Genomic DNA, 18134 nt, shown 5'->3' on the forward strand with positions numbered 1-18134 from the left:
GCAATGGCCCTGCGACAATCCCTCAGAGATCCAGGACCAATGGCTGCGTGCCCTGAGCCGGCACTGCGCAACAAATCAGTACCTGACCTTCATCCGGAACCTCTGCTGGCGGCTGTGGATAATTGACCTGGCCACTGATCAGCCGAGTCTTGCAGGTCCCGCAAGAGCCGCCACGGCAACTGAACTCCGGGTGCAATCCGCGGCTTTCCGCCAGCTCCAGCAAACTGCCGCCGTCGGGTTGCCAGCGTGCCTCCTTGGCTGAGCGCTGGAACACCACCGGCATTGAGGTAGTGGCCGCTGGCGGTTGTTCGATGACGATGGCGTCAGGGTCGGGCCGACGACGCAACGTCGAGGGACCGAAGGTTTCGGCGTGAATCCGCGCGTCGCGAATATCCAGTTCGCGCAGGGCGTCGTACAACGCCTGGGTAAAACTGCCGGGGCCGCAGAGGACGAAATCCAGCTGATCGTAGTCCTCGACCTCAAGCAGTTCCGAGAGCCGTGCGACATCGATCCGCCCAGTCAAATCGAAGTCTTCGCCCTCCCGTGCCTCCGGCTCCGGTTGACTGAGCAGGCGGATCACCCTCACCGCTTCGCCTGCACGCTCGAGCAAGTGATCCACCTCGGGACGAAACGGCTGATCGGCCAACGTGCGCGAACTCTGGAAGAACCAGGTCGGCCGTATGTGGCGAGTGCGCAAGCCTTGATAGACCACCTCACGCAGCATCGATAGCAACGGCGTAATACCTACGCCAGCAGCCAACAGCACCAGCGGCCGACGTTCATGGGGCGCCACGGTGAAATGCCCCTGGGGTGCGCGTGCCTCCAACAGGTCACCGACACGAACCTGTTCATGCAGGTGCGAAGACACCCGCCCGTCACGCTTCACACTGATACGGAAAAAGTCATCCGACGGTGCGCTCGACAGGCTGTAGGTGCGGATATGCACTTCGCCATCAATGTTGAAGCGCAGCGGTAAATGCTGCCCCGCCTGAAATAACGGCAACCCGGCGCCGTCGGCCGGCTCCATATAGATCGAGCGAATGTGCTGGCTTTCCGCTTCGATCCGCACCACCCGCAGCGGCCGCCATTGATCGCCCAAAGTCTTGGCTTGCAGGCGTGCCTTGGCCTGCTCCCATGTCCCCGTCAGCAAGCTGGTGGGTGAAACACCGTCAAAGCGCCAACACAAAGCAAGGGCGGCGGGACGACGCACAACGTGTTCCACGTGGAACATCCACAAGCGTTCGACGCCTTGGAATGCCTCAACCTGCGGACCTTCAAGAATGATTTCGGTGCGCCCGCTAAGATGCAGCAGGTCACCGGAATTGAAATCGATGAACAGCAAACCGGCCTGAGGATTGATCAGCAGATTGCCCAAGGTATTAAAAAACAGGTTGCCGGCAAAGTCCGGGATGGTCAGGCGATTCCCTTCCACCTGGACGAAACCCGACTGGCCGCCACGGTGGGAAACATCCACCGAGCGCACGCCATCGACGTCGACATAACTGGCGACGAAGAAGGTGTCCGCCTCGGCGACCGTGGCTTTGGCCGCATCATCCAGTTCATTGAAACGCTGCGCGGGACGTGTTGCCGCATCCGCCAGGGGCACCGAACGGAACTGCCGCAATTGGATGTACTGCGGACAATTGCCAAAGGACTGATCCACCGTCACTGCAAGTCCGCCCGCAGTCATTGCGCCGATATGGCCATTGATGCGATTGCGGCGCCGGGTATGCAATTCAATGCCCAGCAGACCGATCGCCGCACCCGCGCTCAACTGCGCAGGATCATCGGCCGCCGGCAAGCTGCTCAGTTGCAACAATCCTGGTTCGGGTGAATGGGCGAATCCCGGTTCACCTTCAAGCACGCTGGCCCAGGGACGCCCGTCAGCATCGACCGCGCCGTACACCATGAACGGAAGCTGCTGATAGAAGGTGCGGTGTTGATCCGGCATCTGGTCGCGAATCACCCTACGCCCGAGTACATCCATTCGCTCACTGACACCAATATGAGCCTGCAACTCTTTTTCGCCAGCATGCCACGGTGAATGGTCCATTGCGGCTTCTCCCCTGCGCCATCGGCACAGCGTGAAGGGCCCGACAACGTCGGGCGAAAAACATCAGGCAGTTTTTTGCAGGCCGGCGACAGTGCGCGGCATACCGATAAAACCGGGTAAGGCTTCGACCCTTGCCAGCCAGGCGCGGATGTTGGCGTAGTCGTCCAGCGACACATTGCCTTCCGGTGCATGGGCGATGTAACTGTAGGCAGCAACGTCGGCAATGGTCGGTTCGCTGCCAGTCAGGTAAGGCGTGTTGGCCAGTTCCTTATCGATTACCTTGAGCACGCTATGGGCGTAAGGAATCACTTCATCAGGATTGTACGGCGCGCCAAACACCGTGATCAGCCTTGCCCGGGCGGGGCCAAAGGCGATTGGCCCGGCAGCGACCGACAACCAGCGCTGCACTCTGGCGGCACCGACCGGATCGGCCGGCAGCCAGCGACCTTTACCGTATTTTTGCGCCAGATAAACCAGGATTGCATTGGAATCCGCCAGCACTACACCTTGATCGTCCAGCACCGGCACCTGGCCAAAAGCGTTGAGGGCCAGGTACTCCGGTTTTTTATGCTCGCCCTTGGCCAGGTCGATGAAGATCAGCTCGGTCGGCAGTTGCAGCAGCGAGAGCATCAGCTCCACACGATGAGCGTGGCCGGAGCGTGGGAAGTTGTAGAGTTTGATGGCTTGCATGGTCGACTCCGCAGGTCAGTGGCGCTGTCGGGGGGGAGATCAGCACCGATGGCAGCCATCTTCTACCAGTCACCAAAACAACAGAATAACCAGCAAATGCAATCCATTATTTCGCCCAGTGAAACAAAACCATCAGTCCTGCAGCGCCGGATGCTCGCGGAGTGCCTTCACCGTAAAGTCGACAAAACTGCGAACTCGCGCCGCAGCCTTGTGCCCGCCTTGATAGAGCACATGGATGGGCAATGGCGGCATTTCGAAATCCGCCAGGACGATTTCCAGCTCCCCCGCCGCCACTTTGCTTGCCGACTGATAGGACAGAACCCGGGTGAAGCCCAGCCCAAGCGCGGCGGCGGTGATCGCTGCCTGATTCGCCGTCACTGTCAGACGCGGTTCCGCCCGGACACTCAATGGCTCGCCACGCTCGAGGAAGGGCCAGTGTTTTAACTGTCCAATGGCGGAAGTCGCAATAATCGGCGCCTGAGACAGCTCTTGCGGATGTTTTGGCCGCCCATGGGCGGCCAGAAACTGCGGCGATGCACAGATCACCCGCCGCACTTCGCCCACCCGAATCGCATGTTGGTTGCTGTCCGGAAGCTCACCGATGCGTATGGCCACATCGACACCTTCCTCAACAACACTCACCACCCGGTCTACCAACAGTGCATTGATCGTCACGTCGGGAAATTGCGTGAGAAAACTCACCATTAGCGGAGTGACGAACAACTCACCGAACAAAACCGGTGCCGTGATCGTCAATTGCCCACGGGGCTGGGCGTGACTGCCTGCCGCCGAATCTTCGGCTTCCTGCACCTCGGCCAGAATTCTCCGACAGTCCTCCAGATAACGCAGACCCGCCTCGCTTAAATACACACTGCGCGTAGTGCGCGTGAGCAACTGCGTGCCAATGCGCCTCTCCAACGCCGCCACCGCCCGGGTAACGCTGGCGGCGGACAGGCCCAAACGCCGTGCCGCCGCGGAAAAGCCCTGGTCCTGGGCGACGGCAGCGAAGACCTGCATTTCCTGGAAGCGGTCCATGGGCGTGTCCTCGATTCAGATAAAAAAAATCGCAACCAATGGCTGCGATTTTTTAATGTTCGATCAGCTGTGGATAACTTATTCCACAGTCACGGCTATCTAGTCCAGTTACTGTAAGAATATTCTAAAATCGATGTAAGTCACATCCTTAAAAAATAAAACTCAACCCTGCTCCACTTAAATAGTTAGTAAGTAGAACTCTATAGTCTTGAGGGTGAAATATAGCGCTATCTAGCGATTTACCCTGACGAGCATCACCAGTCGTATATTGAACGCCCCTGATTACGCAGTCGCCCTATCCGTACAAAAGGAATATCAATGTCTGCACATTTTTCAGGTAATGCGTGGGGCTTCACCGGCACCGACCGGCGCCTGTTAAAAGTGCAATTCAGCTTTTTGCTGATGGTTCTGGGGGGACGTTGCAATCAATTGGCCGTGGCCTGGTGGGCCTTGCAAGAAACAGGCTCTGCGCTCTATTTTGCCAATATGGTCGCTTGTTCTATCGCGACGGAGGTCTTAGCCAAACCCTTGCTGGGATGGCTGGGAGATAAATACAGCAAAATCCTGATCATCAAGCTGGCCTCATCGATCAGCTTGCTGACAGCGCTGTTGATGGTGATGCTGTCAGCAATGGGGTCGTTCAACCCCTGGACGGTGGGCGCGCTAATGATGATCAGCAGCGCAATTGTCGGCGTGCGCGACCCTCTCCAAGCGTCGATCATTCCTTTGTTTGCAGATGACGATAAAGTTTCCCTCGCCTTTCGGACCAAAAGCGTGATGTCGTCATTTTCAATTCTGCTCGGCCCGGTATTGGCCAGCGGGTTGATTTACGGATTCGGTACAACCTTCGCCTTCGCCGCCGATTTTATTGCGATTCTTGTCGCCGGAGCACTAATCGCGACCATCCCGAATCAAATGGGAGCCACTGATCAAGGCGAAAAAGCCTCGGGTGCCAGTGGAGTCAGAATGATCTATTCCGGATTCAAAGTTATCTACGGAGTGAAAGTCGAATTTTATCTGGCGATCATTGCAATGGTGATCAACTTTGCCCTGTTTCCGTTCTTCACCATCCTGATCCCACTATACGTAAAGGATGTCATCCAGTTCCCGGTCACTTATATCGGCCTTCTGGATTCTTGCTTCGGGCTGGGCATTTTAGCGGGCAGCTACAAAATAATCGGCTGGCTATCCGACCGCGTCCCACGAGACATGTGTGTGTCTGCCGGTTTTGCATTATTGGGATGCAATCTGGTGGTGGTTGGCACCGTTTCATCGTCATTAATCGTACCTGCCGCCTTCTTCTGCGGCGGTGTCGGCTTGATGTTGATCAACATCCCAACTTCAGCTGTGAGGTTACTGGCGACGCCAAAGCTCCACCGCAACCGGATTTTTGCCACCGTGTCATTTCTGTCTGCAGCGGCCAGCCCCTTGGGCAGTTTCGCGATGAATACCCTAGTTGCCTGTTTGGGAGTCGCAATGACAATCACGCTTCTGGGCGTCATGGTGCTGTTGTTGTCTCTGCTCGTCTTTCTGGTACCCGATTTCAAAACTTTCATGCGTTCCCAGGATACGCAGCTCAACGATGCCTACCTCGATAGATACCCTAAAGCGTTTGCGCACTGAAGCGCTTCGCCGCCCTTCGCATCTCACAAACGGAGTGACTTCCAGATGCCCGACCTAAAGGATCGACCTGAATCTGTCCGACACAAACAGATCTTCTGCGGCCAATACTATGACGACTTGGGCTGCACGGGTTTCCTGGGGGATCCATCCAAGGATCGTATCTCGGTTCTGATGCTGGGACTTTCGGACGGTGTGGCGCTGGCGCCAATCAGCGCCAGTACCAGAGTGGCCAGTCTGTTGGCCGTTGATATAGACGAGACCGCACTGGTGCGCAGCCTGGACAACCGGAACCGACTTGCAGCGCATATCAACTTTGAAAGTGTGGTGGCGGATGCCGCGAACTTGCTAGTCGTCACCTCCGACCGGTACGACGTCATTATTGTCGACCTCTATACCCAGAGCGGTTATGCCTCGATCGTGTTTGATCACGGGTTCCACCAACTTTTGAAAAGCCGACTCCAACCCCTCGGTCATGTGGTGTTCAACGGTTTTGGCGTCCCTATGAATTTGGACCCGCTCAATGGACCAACGCCCCAAGCTTGGCTCGCTCACTGTTTGAATGACAGTTGGGGCGACATTCATTACCTTCCTCACCGCCGCAATGCGACTTTCATTATCGGCCCACCGCCAGCAACTAAACTGGATACCACTCCTTCAGCGGAGTTTTTATGCCCCAGTGACCGGCTCTTTATGGACATCATGAGCCTTCGCTTGCGCTATCTGACACCCGCGGTTATCCGTCACGCGTCGCTTGTACCCCCGGCACTGGACTTCGTCGGAATCGATCTGGAAGTGCGAAAACGCTGGATGGAATCGTTACCGGCCTTATCTGCATTGCTTCCAGCCTCACTAAAGCTGAGCGCGCCCAGCGATCTTCGCGAGTTACTGGATGACCCGGATGCATGCCAAGCACTTCAAGAGCGATTATTTAAGGAGAAGTCACCGTTGCGCACCACCCTGGCCTTGCTGATCGCAGGCGAAGTCAACTTCTCGGACCGAGATGTATCGTGGCTACCAGACTGGGTCGTAGCGACAATTGAGAACAGTGTAGAGATCCACCCACGAGAGTGGCTGGAGGGTTTACTCCCCTACGCCTTTGGCGTCATTACGCACAGAGCTCAAGTAGACGTATCTAAAGTGGAAGGATTTCGAAGGGCGCTAGCACGATTGTCACCTAGTGCTACCTTCACACCCACAGCGACAAAATTTCATGAAAATATCGACTTGTCGGGGGCGACGCCAAACCGCCACCCCCCACTCGTGTAGTCACTGCTCCGGACAAATTTTCCAAAGCATCAACTCGATCAGCTTGTGGATAACTTATTCCACAGTCACCGATTTCGCCAGGTTGCGCGGTTGGTCGACGTCGGTGCCTTTCAGCACGGCAACGTAGTACGACAGCAACTGCAGCGGGATGGTGTAGAGGATCGGCGACAGGATGTCGTGGATGTGCGGCATGTGCACAACGTGCGTGCCTTCACCATTGGTCATGCCGGCTTTCTCGTCAGCGAAAACGACCAGCTGGCCACCCCGGGCGCGGACTTCCTGAAGGTTGGACTTCAGCTTCTCCAGCAGTTCGTTGTTCGGCGCCACAGTAACAACTGGCATGTCGTTATCCACAAGCGCCAGCGGGCCGTGCTTCAGCTCGCCAGCCGGGTAGGCTTCGGCGTGGATGTAGGAAATTTCCTTGAGCTTGAGGGCCCCTTCCATCGCGACCGGGAATTGTGCGCCGCGCCCCAGGAACAGGGTGTGATTCTTCTCGGCGAACAGTTCGGCGATTTTCTCCACGGTGCTGTCCATCGCCAGCGCTTCACCCAGACGGGTTGGCAAACGACGCAGCTCTTCTACCAGCGTTGCTTCAACGCCTTTAGCCAACGAGCCATGTACCTGGCCCAAGGACAGGGTCAGTAACAGCAAACCAACCAATTGCGTGGTGAAAGCTTTGGTAGACGCCACGCCGATTTCGCGACCGGCCTGGGTCAGCAGGGTCAGGTCGGATTCACGCACCAGCGAGCTGATGCCGACGTTGCAGATTGCCAGGCTGGCGAGGTAACCCAGTTCCTTGGCATTGCGCAGCGCAGCCAGGGTGTCGGCGGTTTCGCCGGACTGGGAGATGGTCACGAACAGAGTGTCGGGCTGCACCACTACTTTGCGGTAGCGGAACTCGCTGGCGACTTCGACCTGGCACGGGATGCCGGCCAGTTCTTCGAGCCAGTAACGGGCAACCATGCCGGCGTGATAGCTGGTGCCGCAGGCTACGATCTGCACATTGCGCACTTTGGCGAACAGCTCGGCGGCCTGTGGGCCGAAAGCCTGTACCAGCACACCGTTCGGGCTCAAACGACCTTCCAGGGTGCGCTGCACTACGGACGGTTGCTCGTGGATTTCCTTGAGCATGAAATGGCGAAACTCGCCTTTCTCAGCGGCTTCGGCGCCATCGCGATACTGCACGGTCTCACGCTCGACAGCCTTGCCACTGACATCCCAGATCTGCACGCTGTCGCGGCGAATTTCGGCGATATCGCCCTCTTCCAGGTACATGAAACGGTCAGTCACCTGACGCAGCGCCAATTGGTCGGACGCCAGGAAGTTCTCGCCCAGGCCCAGGCCGATTACCAGCGGGCTGCCACTGCGGGCTGCCACCAGGCGATCAGGTTGCTGCGCGCTGATCACTGCCAGACCGTAGGCACCGTGCAGTTCCTTCACCGTTGCCTTGAGGGCCTCGGCCAGATCAGGAAGATCCTTGAGTTTGTGGTTCAGCAGGTGGGCGATGACTTCAGTGTCAGTGTCCGAGGTGAAAACGTAACCCAAGGCCTTGAGTTGTTCACGCAGGGCTTCATGGTTTTCGATGATGCCGTTGTGCACCACTGCCAGATCGCCAGAGAAGTGCGGATGTGCGTTGCGCTCGCACGGGGCACCGTGAGTAGCCCAGCGAGTGTGGGCAATGCCCAGTCGGCCGACCAGCGCTTCTTCGGCCAAGGCCTGCTCAAGTTCGCTGACCTTGCCCGGGCGACGCACGCGCTCGAGCTTCTGATCGTTGGTGTACACCGCCACGCCCGCGCTGTCATACCCACGGTATTCAAGGCGTTTGAGACCCTCGACCAGGATGGCGGTGATGTTACGTTCTGCGACTGCGCCGACAATTCCACACATGTTATTTCTCCTGACTGACAGCCGCGCAGATCAAAGTGATACCGCGGGCTTGAATCTGATCCCGCGCTTCGAGCGACAGGCGATCATCGGTAATGAGGGTATGGACGCTGCTCCAGGGCAGTTCCAGGTTGGGAATCTTGCGACCGATCTTGTCGGCCTCCACCATCACGACCACTTCACGGGCGACTTCGGCCATGACCCGGCTAAGTCCCAGCAATTCGTTGAAGGTGGTTGTACCGCGGACCAGATCAATACCATCGGCGCCGATGAACAATTGATCGAAATCGTAGGAGCGTAGTACCTGCTCGGCCACCTGCCCCTGAAAGGACTCGGAATGCGGGTCCCAGGTGCCACCGGTCATCAACAGCACCGGCTCATGCTCAAGTTCGCTCAAAGCATTGGCGACGTGCAGGGAGTTGGTCATTACCACCAGGCCCGGTTGCTGGGCCAGTTCCGGAATCATCGATGCAGTCGTGCTGCCGCTGTCGATGATGATGCGTGCATGTTCACGAATCCGCGTGACGGCTGCACGGGCGATGGCTTGCTTGTACCTGGAGACTGGTTGACTCAGGTCGGCCACCAGTTCCTGAGGCAGGGTAATCGCGCCGCCATAACGACGCAGCAGCAGACCATTGCTTTCAAGGGCCGCCAGGTCCTTGCGAATCGTAACTTCAGAGGTTTCGAAACGCTTGGCCAACTCATCCACACTGACTTCGCCCTGCTCGTTGAGCAAGGCCAGGATGTTGTGGCGTCGTTGCGGTGTGTTGCGTTTCGACATGATTTGATAAGTTTCGATTCGAAAGATAACGGAAGCAATCAAAACCTATCGGTGCAATTTCGTCAAGCGCGGAGTGATCAAAAGCCCTGTGGACAAAAAATTAACGGCAAGCCTGCTGAAGGGAGCGATGCTTGCCGGTTAATATTGTTAACAGCCTGCAGCCTGTGAATAACTTCTGCCAGACATTGAAGTGTGGATAATTTAGCTCTTCTTGAGCTTCTCCGGTCGTTTCCAACCGTCGATGTTCTTTTGGCGAGCACGGCCTACTGCCAGCTGCGTTTTATCCACAGTGGCGGTAATTGTCGAACCAGCAGCAGTAGTTGCGCCGTCCAAGATATCCACAGGTGCCACCAACGAGTTGTTGGAACCGATGAACACATCCTCGCCCAGCACGGTTTTCCACTTGTTGGCGCCATCGTAGTTGCAGGTGATGGTGCCGGCACCGATGTTGGTACGTGCCCCAACTTCGGCATCGCCCAGATAAGTCAGGTGTCCTGCCTTGGCACCTTCGCCCAAGTGAGCGTTTTTCAACTCGACAAAGTTACCCACATGCGCCCGCGCTTCGAGCACAGTACCTGGACGCAAACGTGCGAACGGACCGGCATCGCTGCCTTCACCGAGAATCGCGCCTTCGATATGGCTGTTGGCCTTGATCACCACGCCTTTACGCAAGGTGCTGTCCTTGATCACGCAGTTCGGGCCGATGACCACGTCATCTTCGATGACGACGTTGCCTTCGAGGATCACGTTGATATCGATCAGCACGTCGCGACCCACACTGACCTCACCCCGGACATCGAAACGGGCCGGGTCGCGCAGGGTCACGCCTTGGGCCATCAAGCGGCGGCCGGCGCGCAACTGATAATGACGCTCAAGATCGGAAAGCTGCTTGCGGTCGTTGGCACCCTGCACTTCCATGGCGTCGTGAGGTTGTTCGGTGGCCACCACAAGACCGTCACTGACTGCCATTTCGATCACGTCGGTCAGGTAGTACTCGCCCTGCGCGTTGTTGTTCGACAGGCGACCTGTCCAGTCGGCCAAGCGATCGGCCGGCACAGCGAGGATACCGGTGTTGCCTTCTTTGATGGCGCGCTGGGCTTCGTTGGCGTCCTTGTGCTCGACGATGGCAGAGACCTTGCCGTCAGTGCCGCGAACGATGCGGCCGTATCCGGTTGCGTCATCCAGCTCGACGGTGAGCAGACCCATCTGCCCAGGCACGACAAGCTTGAGCAAACGCTGCAGGGTTTCAACTTCAATCAACGGCACATCACCGTAAAGCACCAGCACGGTGTCGGACTTGATGAAGGGAACAGCCTGGGCCACGGCATGACCGGTGCCCAGTTGTTTGTCCTGGAGAACAAAATTCAGATCGTCAGCGGCCAGGCGCTCGCGCACCACATCGGCACCATGGCCGATCACCACGTGAATGCGCTGTGGATCAAGTTGTCGGGCGCTGTGGATAACATGGCCGAGCATCGAATTGCCGGCAATCGGGTGCAAGACTTTCGGCAGGGCCGAACGCATGCGGGTGCCCTGGCCAGCTGCGAGGATAACGATTTCAAGAGACATGACTGGCTACCAATCCTGGGTGGTCAGCGGCTGCGACCAACGTGATGAATATCGGAAAAGAAAAAAGGGTAGCCGAGGCTACCCTTTTTAATCAATCACACAACAAGCGCTGCCTTAGTGGCCGAACTTCTTGCGGATCTGCTGGACGGTACGCAGCTGGGCTGCGGCCTCGGCCAGACGTGCGGCAGCGGAACCGTAATCGAATTCCGCGCCCCGCTCATGCAAGGCCTTCTCGGCAGCCTTGACGGCTTCCTGAGCGGAAGCTTCGTCCAGGTCGGCAGCACGTTGCACGGTGTCGGCAAGAACCTTGACCATGTTCGGCTGAACCTCGAGGAAACCACCGGAGATGTAATACACCTCCTCTTCCCCGCCCTGCTTGACCAGGCGGATCGGACCTGGCTTCAGATTAGTGATCAGCGGCGCGTGACCCAGGGCGATACCAAGATCACCCAGTGCACCGTGCGCAATCACCATCTCGACCAGACCGGAAAAGATTTCCCCTTCCGCGCTGACGATATCGCAATGGACTGTCATAGCCATCTGATTGCCTCAACCTAAATTAGCGCCCGTTACCGGGCGCCGGGATTACAGTTTCTTGGCTTTCTCGATCGCTTCTTCGATGCCGCCAACCATGTAGAACGCTTGTTCTGGCAGGTGGTCGTAGTCACCGTTGAGGATGCCTTTGAAGCCAGCAATGGTGTCTTTCAGGGAAACGTACTTACCCGATGCACCGGTGAAGACTTCAGCCACGAAGAACGGCTGCGACAAGAAACGCTGGATCTTACGAGCACGGTTTACCAACTGCTTGTCGGCTTCCGACAGCTCGTCCATACCCAGGATCGCAATGATGTCCTTCAGTTCTTTGTAACGCTGCAGAACGTACTGAACGCCGCGAGCGGTGTCGTAGTGGTCCTGGCCGATGACGTTCGGGTCCAGCTGGCGCGAAGTCGAGTCCAGTGGGTCTACCGCTGGGTAGATACCCAGGGAAGCGATGTCACGGGACAGAACGACGGTGGCGTCCAAGTGGGCGAAGGTGGTCGCTGGCGACGGGTCGGTCAAGTCATCCGCAGGTACGTATACCGCTTGGATCGAAGTGATCGAACCTTCCTTGGTCGAAGTGATACGTTCTTGCAGAACGCCCATCTCTTCAGCCAGGGTCGGCTGGTAACCTACTGCCGAAGGCATACGGCCCAGCAGTGCGGATACTTCAGTACCGGCCAGGGTGTAACGATAGATGTTGTCGACGAACAGCAGAACGTCGTTACCTTCGTCACGGAACTTCTCGGCCATGGTCAGGCCAGTCAGTGCTACGCGCAGACGGTTACCCGGCGGCTCGTTCATCTGACCGTAAACCAGTGCCACTTTGTCCAGAACGTTGGAGTCCTTCATCTCGTGGTAGAAGTCGTTACCCTCACGAGTACGCTCACCCACACCGGCGAACACGGAATAACCGCTGTGCTCGATGGCGATGTTACGGATCAGTTCCATCATGTTTACGGTTTTGCCTACACCGGCACCACCGAACAGACCGACTTTACCGCCTTTGGCAAACGGGCAAACCAGGTCGATAACCTTGATGCCGGTTTCCAGCAGGTCGTTGCCGCCTGCTTGTTCAGCGAACGAAGGCGCTGGACGGTGAATGCCCCAACGCTCTTCAGTGGCGATTGGGCCAGCTTCGTCGATCGGGTTGCCCAGTACGTCCATGATCCGGCCCAGGGTCGCTTTACCGACCGGTACGGAAATGGCTGCGCCAGAGTCGGTAACTTCCAGACCGCGCTTCAAGCCCTCGGTGGAACCCATCGCAATGGTACGAACCACGCCGTCGCCCAGCTGCTGCTGAACTTCCAGGGTGGTTTCGGCCGCGCTCACTACTTTCAGCGCGTTGTAGATGCTCGGTACGCTGTCGCGTGGAAATTCCACGTCGATAACGGCGCCGATGATTTGAACGATACGTCCGCTACTCATAGCTGGATCCTCTGAATATTTGAACCGTTAAACCGCGGCAGCGCCGCCGACGATTTCCGAGATCTCTTGGGTGATCGCAGCCTGACGCGCCTTGTTGTAGACCAGCTGCAAATCGCTGATCAAATCACCGGCGTTGTCGGTAGCGTTCTTCATCGCGATCATCCGCGCAGCTTGTTCAGCCGCGTTGTTCTCGACCACCGCCTGGTAGACTTGCGACTCAACGTAGCGGACCATCAAGCCGTCAAGCAGCTCTTTGGCATCCGGTTCGTAGAGATAGTCCCAGTGGTGCTTGAGGTCCTGATCCGGGGTTGCCACCAGTGGAATCAATTGCTCCACGGTAGGCTGTTGCGTCATGGTGTTGATGAACTTGTTGGATACCACGGATAGGCGGTCAATACGGCCGTCCAGGTAGGCATCCAGCATCACTTTGACGCTACCGATCAAGTCGTTGATCGACGGCTCTTCACCCAGGTGGCTGATAGCTGCTACGACGTTGCCGCCGAAGTTGCGGAAAAAGGCCGCACCCTTGCTACCCACTACACACAGATCAATCTCGACGCCTTTCTCGCGGTTTACCGCCATGTCCTTGACCAGGGCCTTGAACAGGTTGGTGTTCAAGCCACCACACAGACCACGGTCACTGCTCACTACGACATAACCAACACGCTTGATTTCGCGGTCGATCATGAACGGGTGGCGGTATTCCGGGTTGGCGTTGGCCAGATGCCCAATAACCTGGCGGATGCGCTCCGCATAAGGACGGCTAGCAGCCATGCGCATTTGTGCCTTGCGCATTTTGCTGACCGCCACTTTTTCCATGGCGCTGGTAATTTTTTGCGTGCTTTTGATGCTCGCAATCTTACTGCGAATCTCTTTTGCGCCTGCCATGTAACACCTATCAGGTTAGCAAGCGGGAGCCTTGCGGCTCCCGCTGCGGCTTACCAGGTTTGGGTGGCCTTGAACTTCTCGATACCGGCTTTCATGCCAGCGTCGATATCGTCATTGAAGTCACCCTTCACGTTGATCTTCGCCATCAATTCGGCGTGATCGCGGTTGAAGTAAGCAATCAGCGCTTGTTCAAAGCTGCCGACCTTGGTGATTTCGACGTCAGTCAGGAACCCACGCTCAGCGGCATACAGCGACAACGCCATGTCAGCGATCGACATTGGGGCGTATTGCTTCTGCTTCATCAGCTCGGTAACGCGCTGACCATGCTCAAGTTGCTTACGGGTCGCCTCGTCCAGGTCAGAAGCGAACTGGGCGAATGCCGCCAGTTCACGGTACTGAGCCAGAGCGGTACGGATACCACCGGACAGCTTCTTGATGATCTTGGTCTGAGCGGCACCACCCACACGGGATACCGAAACACCGGCGTTCACTGCAGGACGGATGCCCGAGTTGAACATGGCCGATTCCAGGAAGATCTGACCGTCGGTGATGGAAATCACGTTGGTCGGAACGAACGCGGAAACGTCGCCAGCCTGGGTTTCGATGATCGGCAGTGCGGTCAGGGAACCGGTTTTGCCGGTCACTGCGCCGTTGGTGAACTTCTCTACGTACTCTTCCGAAACGCGGGATGCGCGCTCCAGCAGACGGGAGTGGAGATAGAACACGTCGCCTGGGTAAGCTTCACGGCCTGGTGGACGGCGCAGCAGCAGGGAAATCTGGCGGTAAGCCACTGCTTGCTTGGACAGATCGTCATAAACGATCAGCGCGTCTTCACCGCGGTCGCGGAAGAATTCACCCATGGTGCAACCGGAGTACGGTGCCAGGAATTGCAGCGCAGGAGATTCCGAAGCACTGGCAGCCACGATGATCGTGTTGGCCAGGGCGCCGTTTTCTTCCAGCTTGCGAACCACGTTGGCGATGGTCGATTGTTTCTGACCGATCGCTACGTAGACGCAGTAGATGCCGCTGTTCTTCTGGTTGATGATCGCGTCGATCGCCAGAGCGGTTTTACCGATCTGACGGTCACCGATGATCAGCTCACGCTGGCCACGGCCGACAGGGATCATGGCATCGACAGCCTTGTAGCCAGTCTGTACAGGCTGGTCTACCGACTTACGCCAGATCACGCCTGGAGCAACTTTCTCGACCGCGTCGGTCTCGGTGTTGCCCAGTGGACCTTTGCCGTCAACAGGGTTACCCAGTGCGTCGACTACGCGACCCAGCAGTTCCTTACCAACCGGAACTTCGAGGATGCGGCCTGTGCACTTGGCGCTCATGCCTTCAGCCAGAGACTGGTATGCGCCCAAAACAACGGCACCTACGGAGTCTTGCTCCAGGTTGAGGGCCATACCGTAGACGCCGCCCGGAAACTCGATCATCTCGCCGTACATTACGTCGGCCAGACCGTGAATCCGCACGATACCGTCAGATACGCTGACGACAGTGCCTTCGTTACGGGCTTGGGAGGTCACATCGAGCTTGTCGATGCGGCCCTTGATAATTTCACTTATTTCGGAAGGATTGAGTTGCTGCATTGCTCTGCTGCCCCTTCAAACTCAAGATTTCAATGCTTCGGCAAGTTTCGCGATTTTGCCGCGAATCGAGCCATCGATAACCAGGTCGCCGGCGCGGATTACGACACCACCTATGAGGGCGGCATCCTCCGCAACTTGCAGGCGCACTTCCCGGTTGAGTCGTGCACTGAGAACCTTGGCGAGTTTGTCTTGCTGTTCTTGGTTCAATGCAAATGCACTGGTCACTTCAACGTCTACCGACTTCTCTTGCTCGGCCTTGTACAGGTCGAACAGAGCGGCGATCTCCGGCAAAAGCGGGAGACGGTCGTTTTCGGCAACGACGTTGATGAAATTCTGTGCCTTGGCATCGAACTTGTCGCCGCACACGTCAATGAACGTGGCGGCCTTTTCTGCGCTCGTCAGTCGCGGGGCCTTGAGCACGCGCTGCAGGGTGTCGTCTTGCGACACCGCTGCTGCCAGGCCGAGCATGGCTGACCAATTGGCCAGTTGCTGGTGGGCCTGAGCGTGCTCGAAGGCCGCCTTAGCGTAAGGTCGGGCCAACGTGGTCAGTTCTGCCATGATCGCCCTCGCTTAGATTTCAGCAGCCAGTTGGTTAACCAGCTCTGCGTGCGCGTTTTGATCGATTGTGGCACCCAGGATCTTCTCGGCGCCGCCGACTGCCAGCAAGCCCACTTGGGCACGCAGCGCGTCTTTGACACTGTTCAGTTCCTGTTCGATCTCGGCCTGAGCCTGAACCTTCACACGGTCAGCGTCGATACGGGCTTTTTCAACAGCCTCTTCAACAATCTGATTACCGCGTTTCTTGGCTTGCTCGATGATTTCAGCTGCCTGAGCTTTCGCTTCGCGCAGTTGCTGACCCGCTTTCTCTTGGGCCAACTCCAGGTCGCGAGCTGCACGGCTGGCAGCGTCCAGACCATCAGCGATCTTCTTTTGACGTTCGTGCAGAGCCGCGATGACCGGAGGCCATACGAACTTCATGCAGAACAGTACAAAAATCAGGAACGCAACGGACTGGCCAATCAGGGTCGCATTAATGTTCACGCCAACACCTCGCAGTTACGTTGTCCATCACACCAAATTACCCGGAAAATCCGAGTAATCAGCCAGCGATTTGACCAACGAACGGGTTCGCAAAGGTGAAGAACAGAGCGATACCAACACCGATCATGGTTACGGCGTCGAGCAGACCGGCAACGATGAACATTTTGACTTGCAGCATTGGAACCATTTCTGGCTGACGCGCTGCGCCTTCCAGGAACTTGCCGCCCAACAGGCCGAAACCAATTGCAGTACCCAGTGCGCCCAGGCCGATCAACAGTGCAACAGCGATAGCGGTTAGACCAACTACAGTTTCCATCTTTCCTCCCGACTTTTACGTCGTATGGTTTAGGTTTTTTTAATTTAAAGCGGTAAAACAAATCGTTTCAGATGCCCCGTGAGGAGCACCCTCCCGTTTGACCGGGAGGGACATCAGACTAGTCGAGACTGGTCTTAATGGTTTTCTTCGTGCGCCATCGACAGGTAGACGATGGTCAGCATCATGAAGATGAACGCCTGCAGGGTAATGATAAGGATGTGGAACACAGCCCACGCCCACTGCAGTACAACGCCCAGGCCACTAAGCCAGAGCAGACCGCTGCCGAACATCACAGCGATCAGAATGAACACCAGCTCGCCGGCATACATGTTGCCGAACAGACGCAGAGCCAGGGAGATCGGCTTGGCGATCAGGGTCACGAATTCCAGCAGGAAGTTCACCGGGATCAGCAGGGCCTGAACGAAGATGTTCTTGCTGCCGAACGGGTGCAGGGTCAGTTCGCCGATGAAGCCGCCGATACCCTTGACCTTGATGCTATAGAAAATGATCAGTGCGAAAACCGAGAGCGCCATGCCCAGGGTCGCGTTCGGGTCGGTAGTCGACACGGCGCGGAACGGGATGTGTGCATCGCCGGAGATCAGGATGGCCAGTTGAGGAATCCAGTCAACCGGAATCAGGTCGACGGCGTTCATCAGGAACACCCAGACGAAGATGGTCAGTGCCAGCGGTGCAATCACCGGGCTACGGCCATGGAAGCTGTCTTTCACGCTGCCATCGACGAATTCGACCAATACTTCAACGAAGTTCTGCAAAGCACCTGGTTGACCGGAAGTCGCCTTCTTTGCCGCCATGCGGAAAAGAAGAACGAAGATCAGACCCAACGCGACTGACCAGCCGAGGGTATCGACGTGGAAAGCCCAGAAGCCCATTTCCTTGGCTTCTGCTGCGGTGTGGGCAAAGCCCCAGCCGCCGGTAGGGTGCTGACCGAAGGTCAGGTTCTGCAAGTGGTGCTGGATATAGCCCGAAGCGGTTGTCTCTGCCATGGTTGCCTCAAACGCCCTAAGGTCTCGAAAGTCTTGTTCTCATCAGCAGGGGAGCGAACCAGCTGACCGACTGAGTCAGCACGAAGACACCGAATACTGCAATCGGCGCCAATGGCTTCACACCTGCAAACACCAGTGCAAACAGCACTGCCGTCAAAATCAGTTTGCCTGCCTCGCCGGCATAAAAAGACCGGACGATGGACTGGGCTGCTCGGGCGCCGGAAAACCGAAATGCCCTGTGAGCAAAATAAACATTGGGCAGCAAGGCTATCAGGCCTCCGCAAAGTCCCGAGTACCCGGCAACGACTCCATGCCATTGCCAGAGCGCCAAAGCAGCAACCAACAAAACGACAAATTGAGCCATTAACACCGGAAAAACTGCCAGGCGATGGAAGGGCAAGCGGTTTGGCGTGCGGGTTTCCAT

The 18134-nt window shown here is 57.1% G+C and carries 17 protein-coding genes; 2 read left to right on the top strand and 15 right to left on the bottom strand.

Translation table 11 applies throughout. The features are described 5' to 3' along the window. Window positions 1-22: 22 nt before the first annotated feature. From ACA058_RS30840 to ACA058_RS30850, 3 genes are all read right to left on the bottom strand, one after another. Entirely contained in the window at window positions 23-2053 is a 2031-nt protein-coding gene (locus ACA058_RS30840; protein WP_497637266.1) for a 2Fe-2S iron-sulfur cluster-binding protein, read from the bottom strand. A gap of 63 nt (window positions 2054-2116) precedes the next feature. Continuing rightward, on the bottom strand, window positions 2117-2743 hold the full coding sequence (locus tag ACA058_RS30845; RefSeq protein ID WP_497637267.1) for a glutathione S-transferase family protein: 627 nt from the start codon (window positions 2741-2743) through the stop codon (window positions 2117-2119). A 132-nt stretch (window positions 2744-2875) separates the two neighbouring features. Then, window positions 2876-3778, bottom strand: a complete 903-nt coding sequence (locus ACA058_RS30850) for a LysR family transcriptional regulator (RefSeq protein WP_497637268.1) — start codon at window positions 3776-3778, stop codon at window positions 2876-2878. A 318-nt stretch (window positions 3779-4096) separates the two neighbouring features. Between ACA058_RS30850 and ACA058_RS30855 the strand changes: the two genes are divergently transcribed. Beyond that, window positions 4097-5401 (top strand): MFS transporter, encoded by a 1305-nt coding sequence (locus tag ACA058_RS30855; RefSeq protein ID WP_497637269.1) that lies wholly within the window; start codon window positions 4097-4099, stop codon window positions 5399-5401. Window positions 5402-5446: 45 nt separating this feature from the next. Further along, on the top strand, window positions 5447-6667 hold the full coding sequence (locus ACA058_RS30860) for a spermidine synthase (RefSeq protein ID WP_497637270.1): 1221 nt from the start codon (window positions 5447-5449) through the stop codon (window positions 6665-6667). 54 nt (window positions 6668-6721) lie between these two features. Here ACA058_RS30860 and glmS read toward each other — a convergent pair whose 3' ends face one another. The 12 genes from glmS to ACA058_RS30920 form a co-directional block, all read right to left on the bottom strand. Further along, entirely contained in the window at window positions 6722-8554 is a 1833-nt protein-coding gene (gene glmS, locus ACA058_RS30865; protein ID WP_497637272.1) for a glutamine--fructose-6-phosphate transaminase (isomerizing), read from the bottom strand. A gap of 1 nt (window position 8555) precedes the next feature. Then, window positions 8556-9335, bottom strand: coding sequence for a DeoR/GlpR family DNA-binding transcription regulator (locus ACA058_RS30870; protein ID WP_497640029.1), 780 nt, complete (start codon window positions 9333-9335; stop codon window positions 8556-8558). 198 nt (window positions 9336-9533) lie between these two features. After that, complete coding sequence (gene glmU, locus ACA058_RS30875) at window positions 9534-10901, bottom strand: bifunctional UDP-N-acetylglucosamine diphosphorylase/glucosamine-1-phosphate N-acetyltransferase GlmU (protein WP_497637273.1); 1368 nt, start codon at window positions 10899-10901, stop codon at window positions 9534-9536. Between the two features lie 114 nt (window positions 10902-11015). Continuing rightward, on the bottom strand, window positions 11016-11441 hold the full coding sequence (locus ACA058_RS30880) for a F0F1 ATP synthase subunit epsilon (protein ID WP_007969909.1): 426 nt from the start codon (window positions 11439-11441) through the stop codon (window positions 11016-11018). A gap of 45 nt (window positions 11442-11486) precedes the next feature. Next, a complete protein-coding gene (gene atpD / locus ACA058_RS30885) occupies window positions 11487-12866 on the bottom strand; it encodes a F0F1 ATP synthase subunit beta (RefSeq protein WP_075946956.1) in 1380 nt (459 codons plus the stop codon). Window positions 12867-12893: 27 nt separating this feature from the next. After that, window positions 12894-13754 (bottom strand): F0F1 ATP synthase subunit gamma, encoded by an 861-nt coding sequence (gene atpG / locus ACA058_RS30890; RefSeq protein WP_008064595.1) that lies wholly within the window; start codon window positions 13752-13754, stop codon window positions 12894-12896. A 50-nt stretch (window positions 13755-13804) separates the two neighbouring features. Next, window positions 13805-15349, bottom strand: coding sequence for a F0F1 ATP synthase subunit alpha (gene atpA / locus ACA058_RS30895; RefSeq protein WP_497637274.1), 1545 nt, complete (start codon window positions 15347-15349; stop codon window positions 13805-13807). A 21-nt stretch (window positions 15350-15370) separates the two neighbouring features. Then, window positions 15371-15907 (bottom strand): F0F1 ATP synthase subunit delta, encoded by a 537-nt coding sequence (locus tag ACA058_RS30900; RefSeq protein WP_497637275.1) that lies wholly within the window; start codon window positions 15905-15907, stop codon window positions 15371-15373. A 12-nt stretch (window positions 15908-15919) separates the two neighbouring features. Continuing rightward, window positions 15920-16390, bottom strand: coding sequence for a F0F1 ATP synthase subunit B (locus ACA058_RS30905; RefSeq protein ID WP_008064601.1), 471 nt, complete (start codon window positions 16388-16390; stop codon window positions 15920-15922). Window positions 16391-16448: 58 nt separating this feature from the next. Then, window positions 16449-16706 (bottom strand): F0F1 ATP synthase subunit C, encoded by a 258-nt coding sequence (gene atpE / locus ACA058_RS30910; protein ID WP_003097235.1) that lies wholly within the window; start codon window positions 16704-16706, stop codon window positions 16449-16451. Window positions 16707-16840: 134 nt separating this feature from the next. Then, window positions 16841-17710 (bottom strand): F0F1 ATP synthase subunit A, encoded by an 870-nt coding sequence (gene atpB, locus ACA058_RS30915; protein WP_034149396.1) that lies wholly within the window; start codon window positions 17708-17710, stop codon window positions 16841-16843. A gap of 16 nt (window positions 17711-17726) precedes the next feature. Further along, complete coding sequence (locus ACA058_RS30920) at window positions 17727-18134, bottom strand: F0F1 ATP synthase subunit I (protein WP_497637276.1); 408 nt, start codon at window positions 18132-18134, stop codon at window positions 17727-17729.

The sequence above is a fragment of the Pseudomonas sp. LBUM1649 genome, from assembly GCF_059716155.1.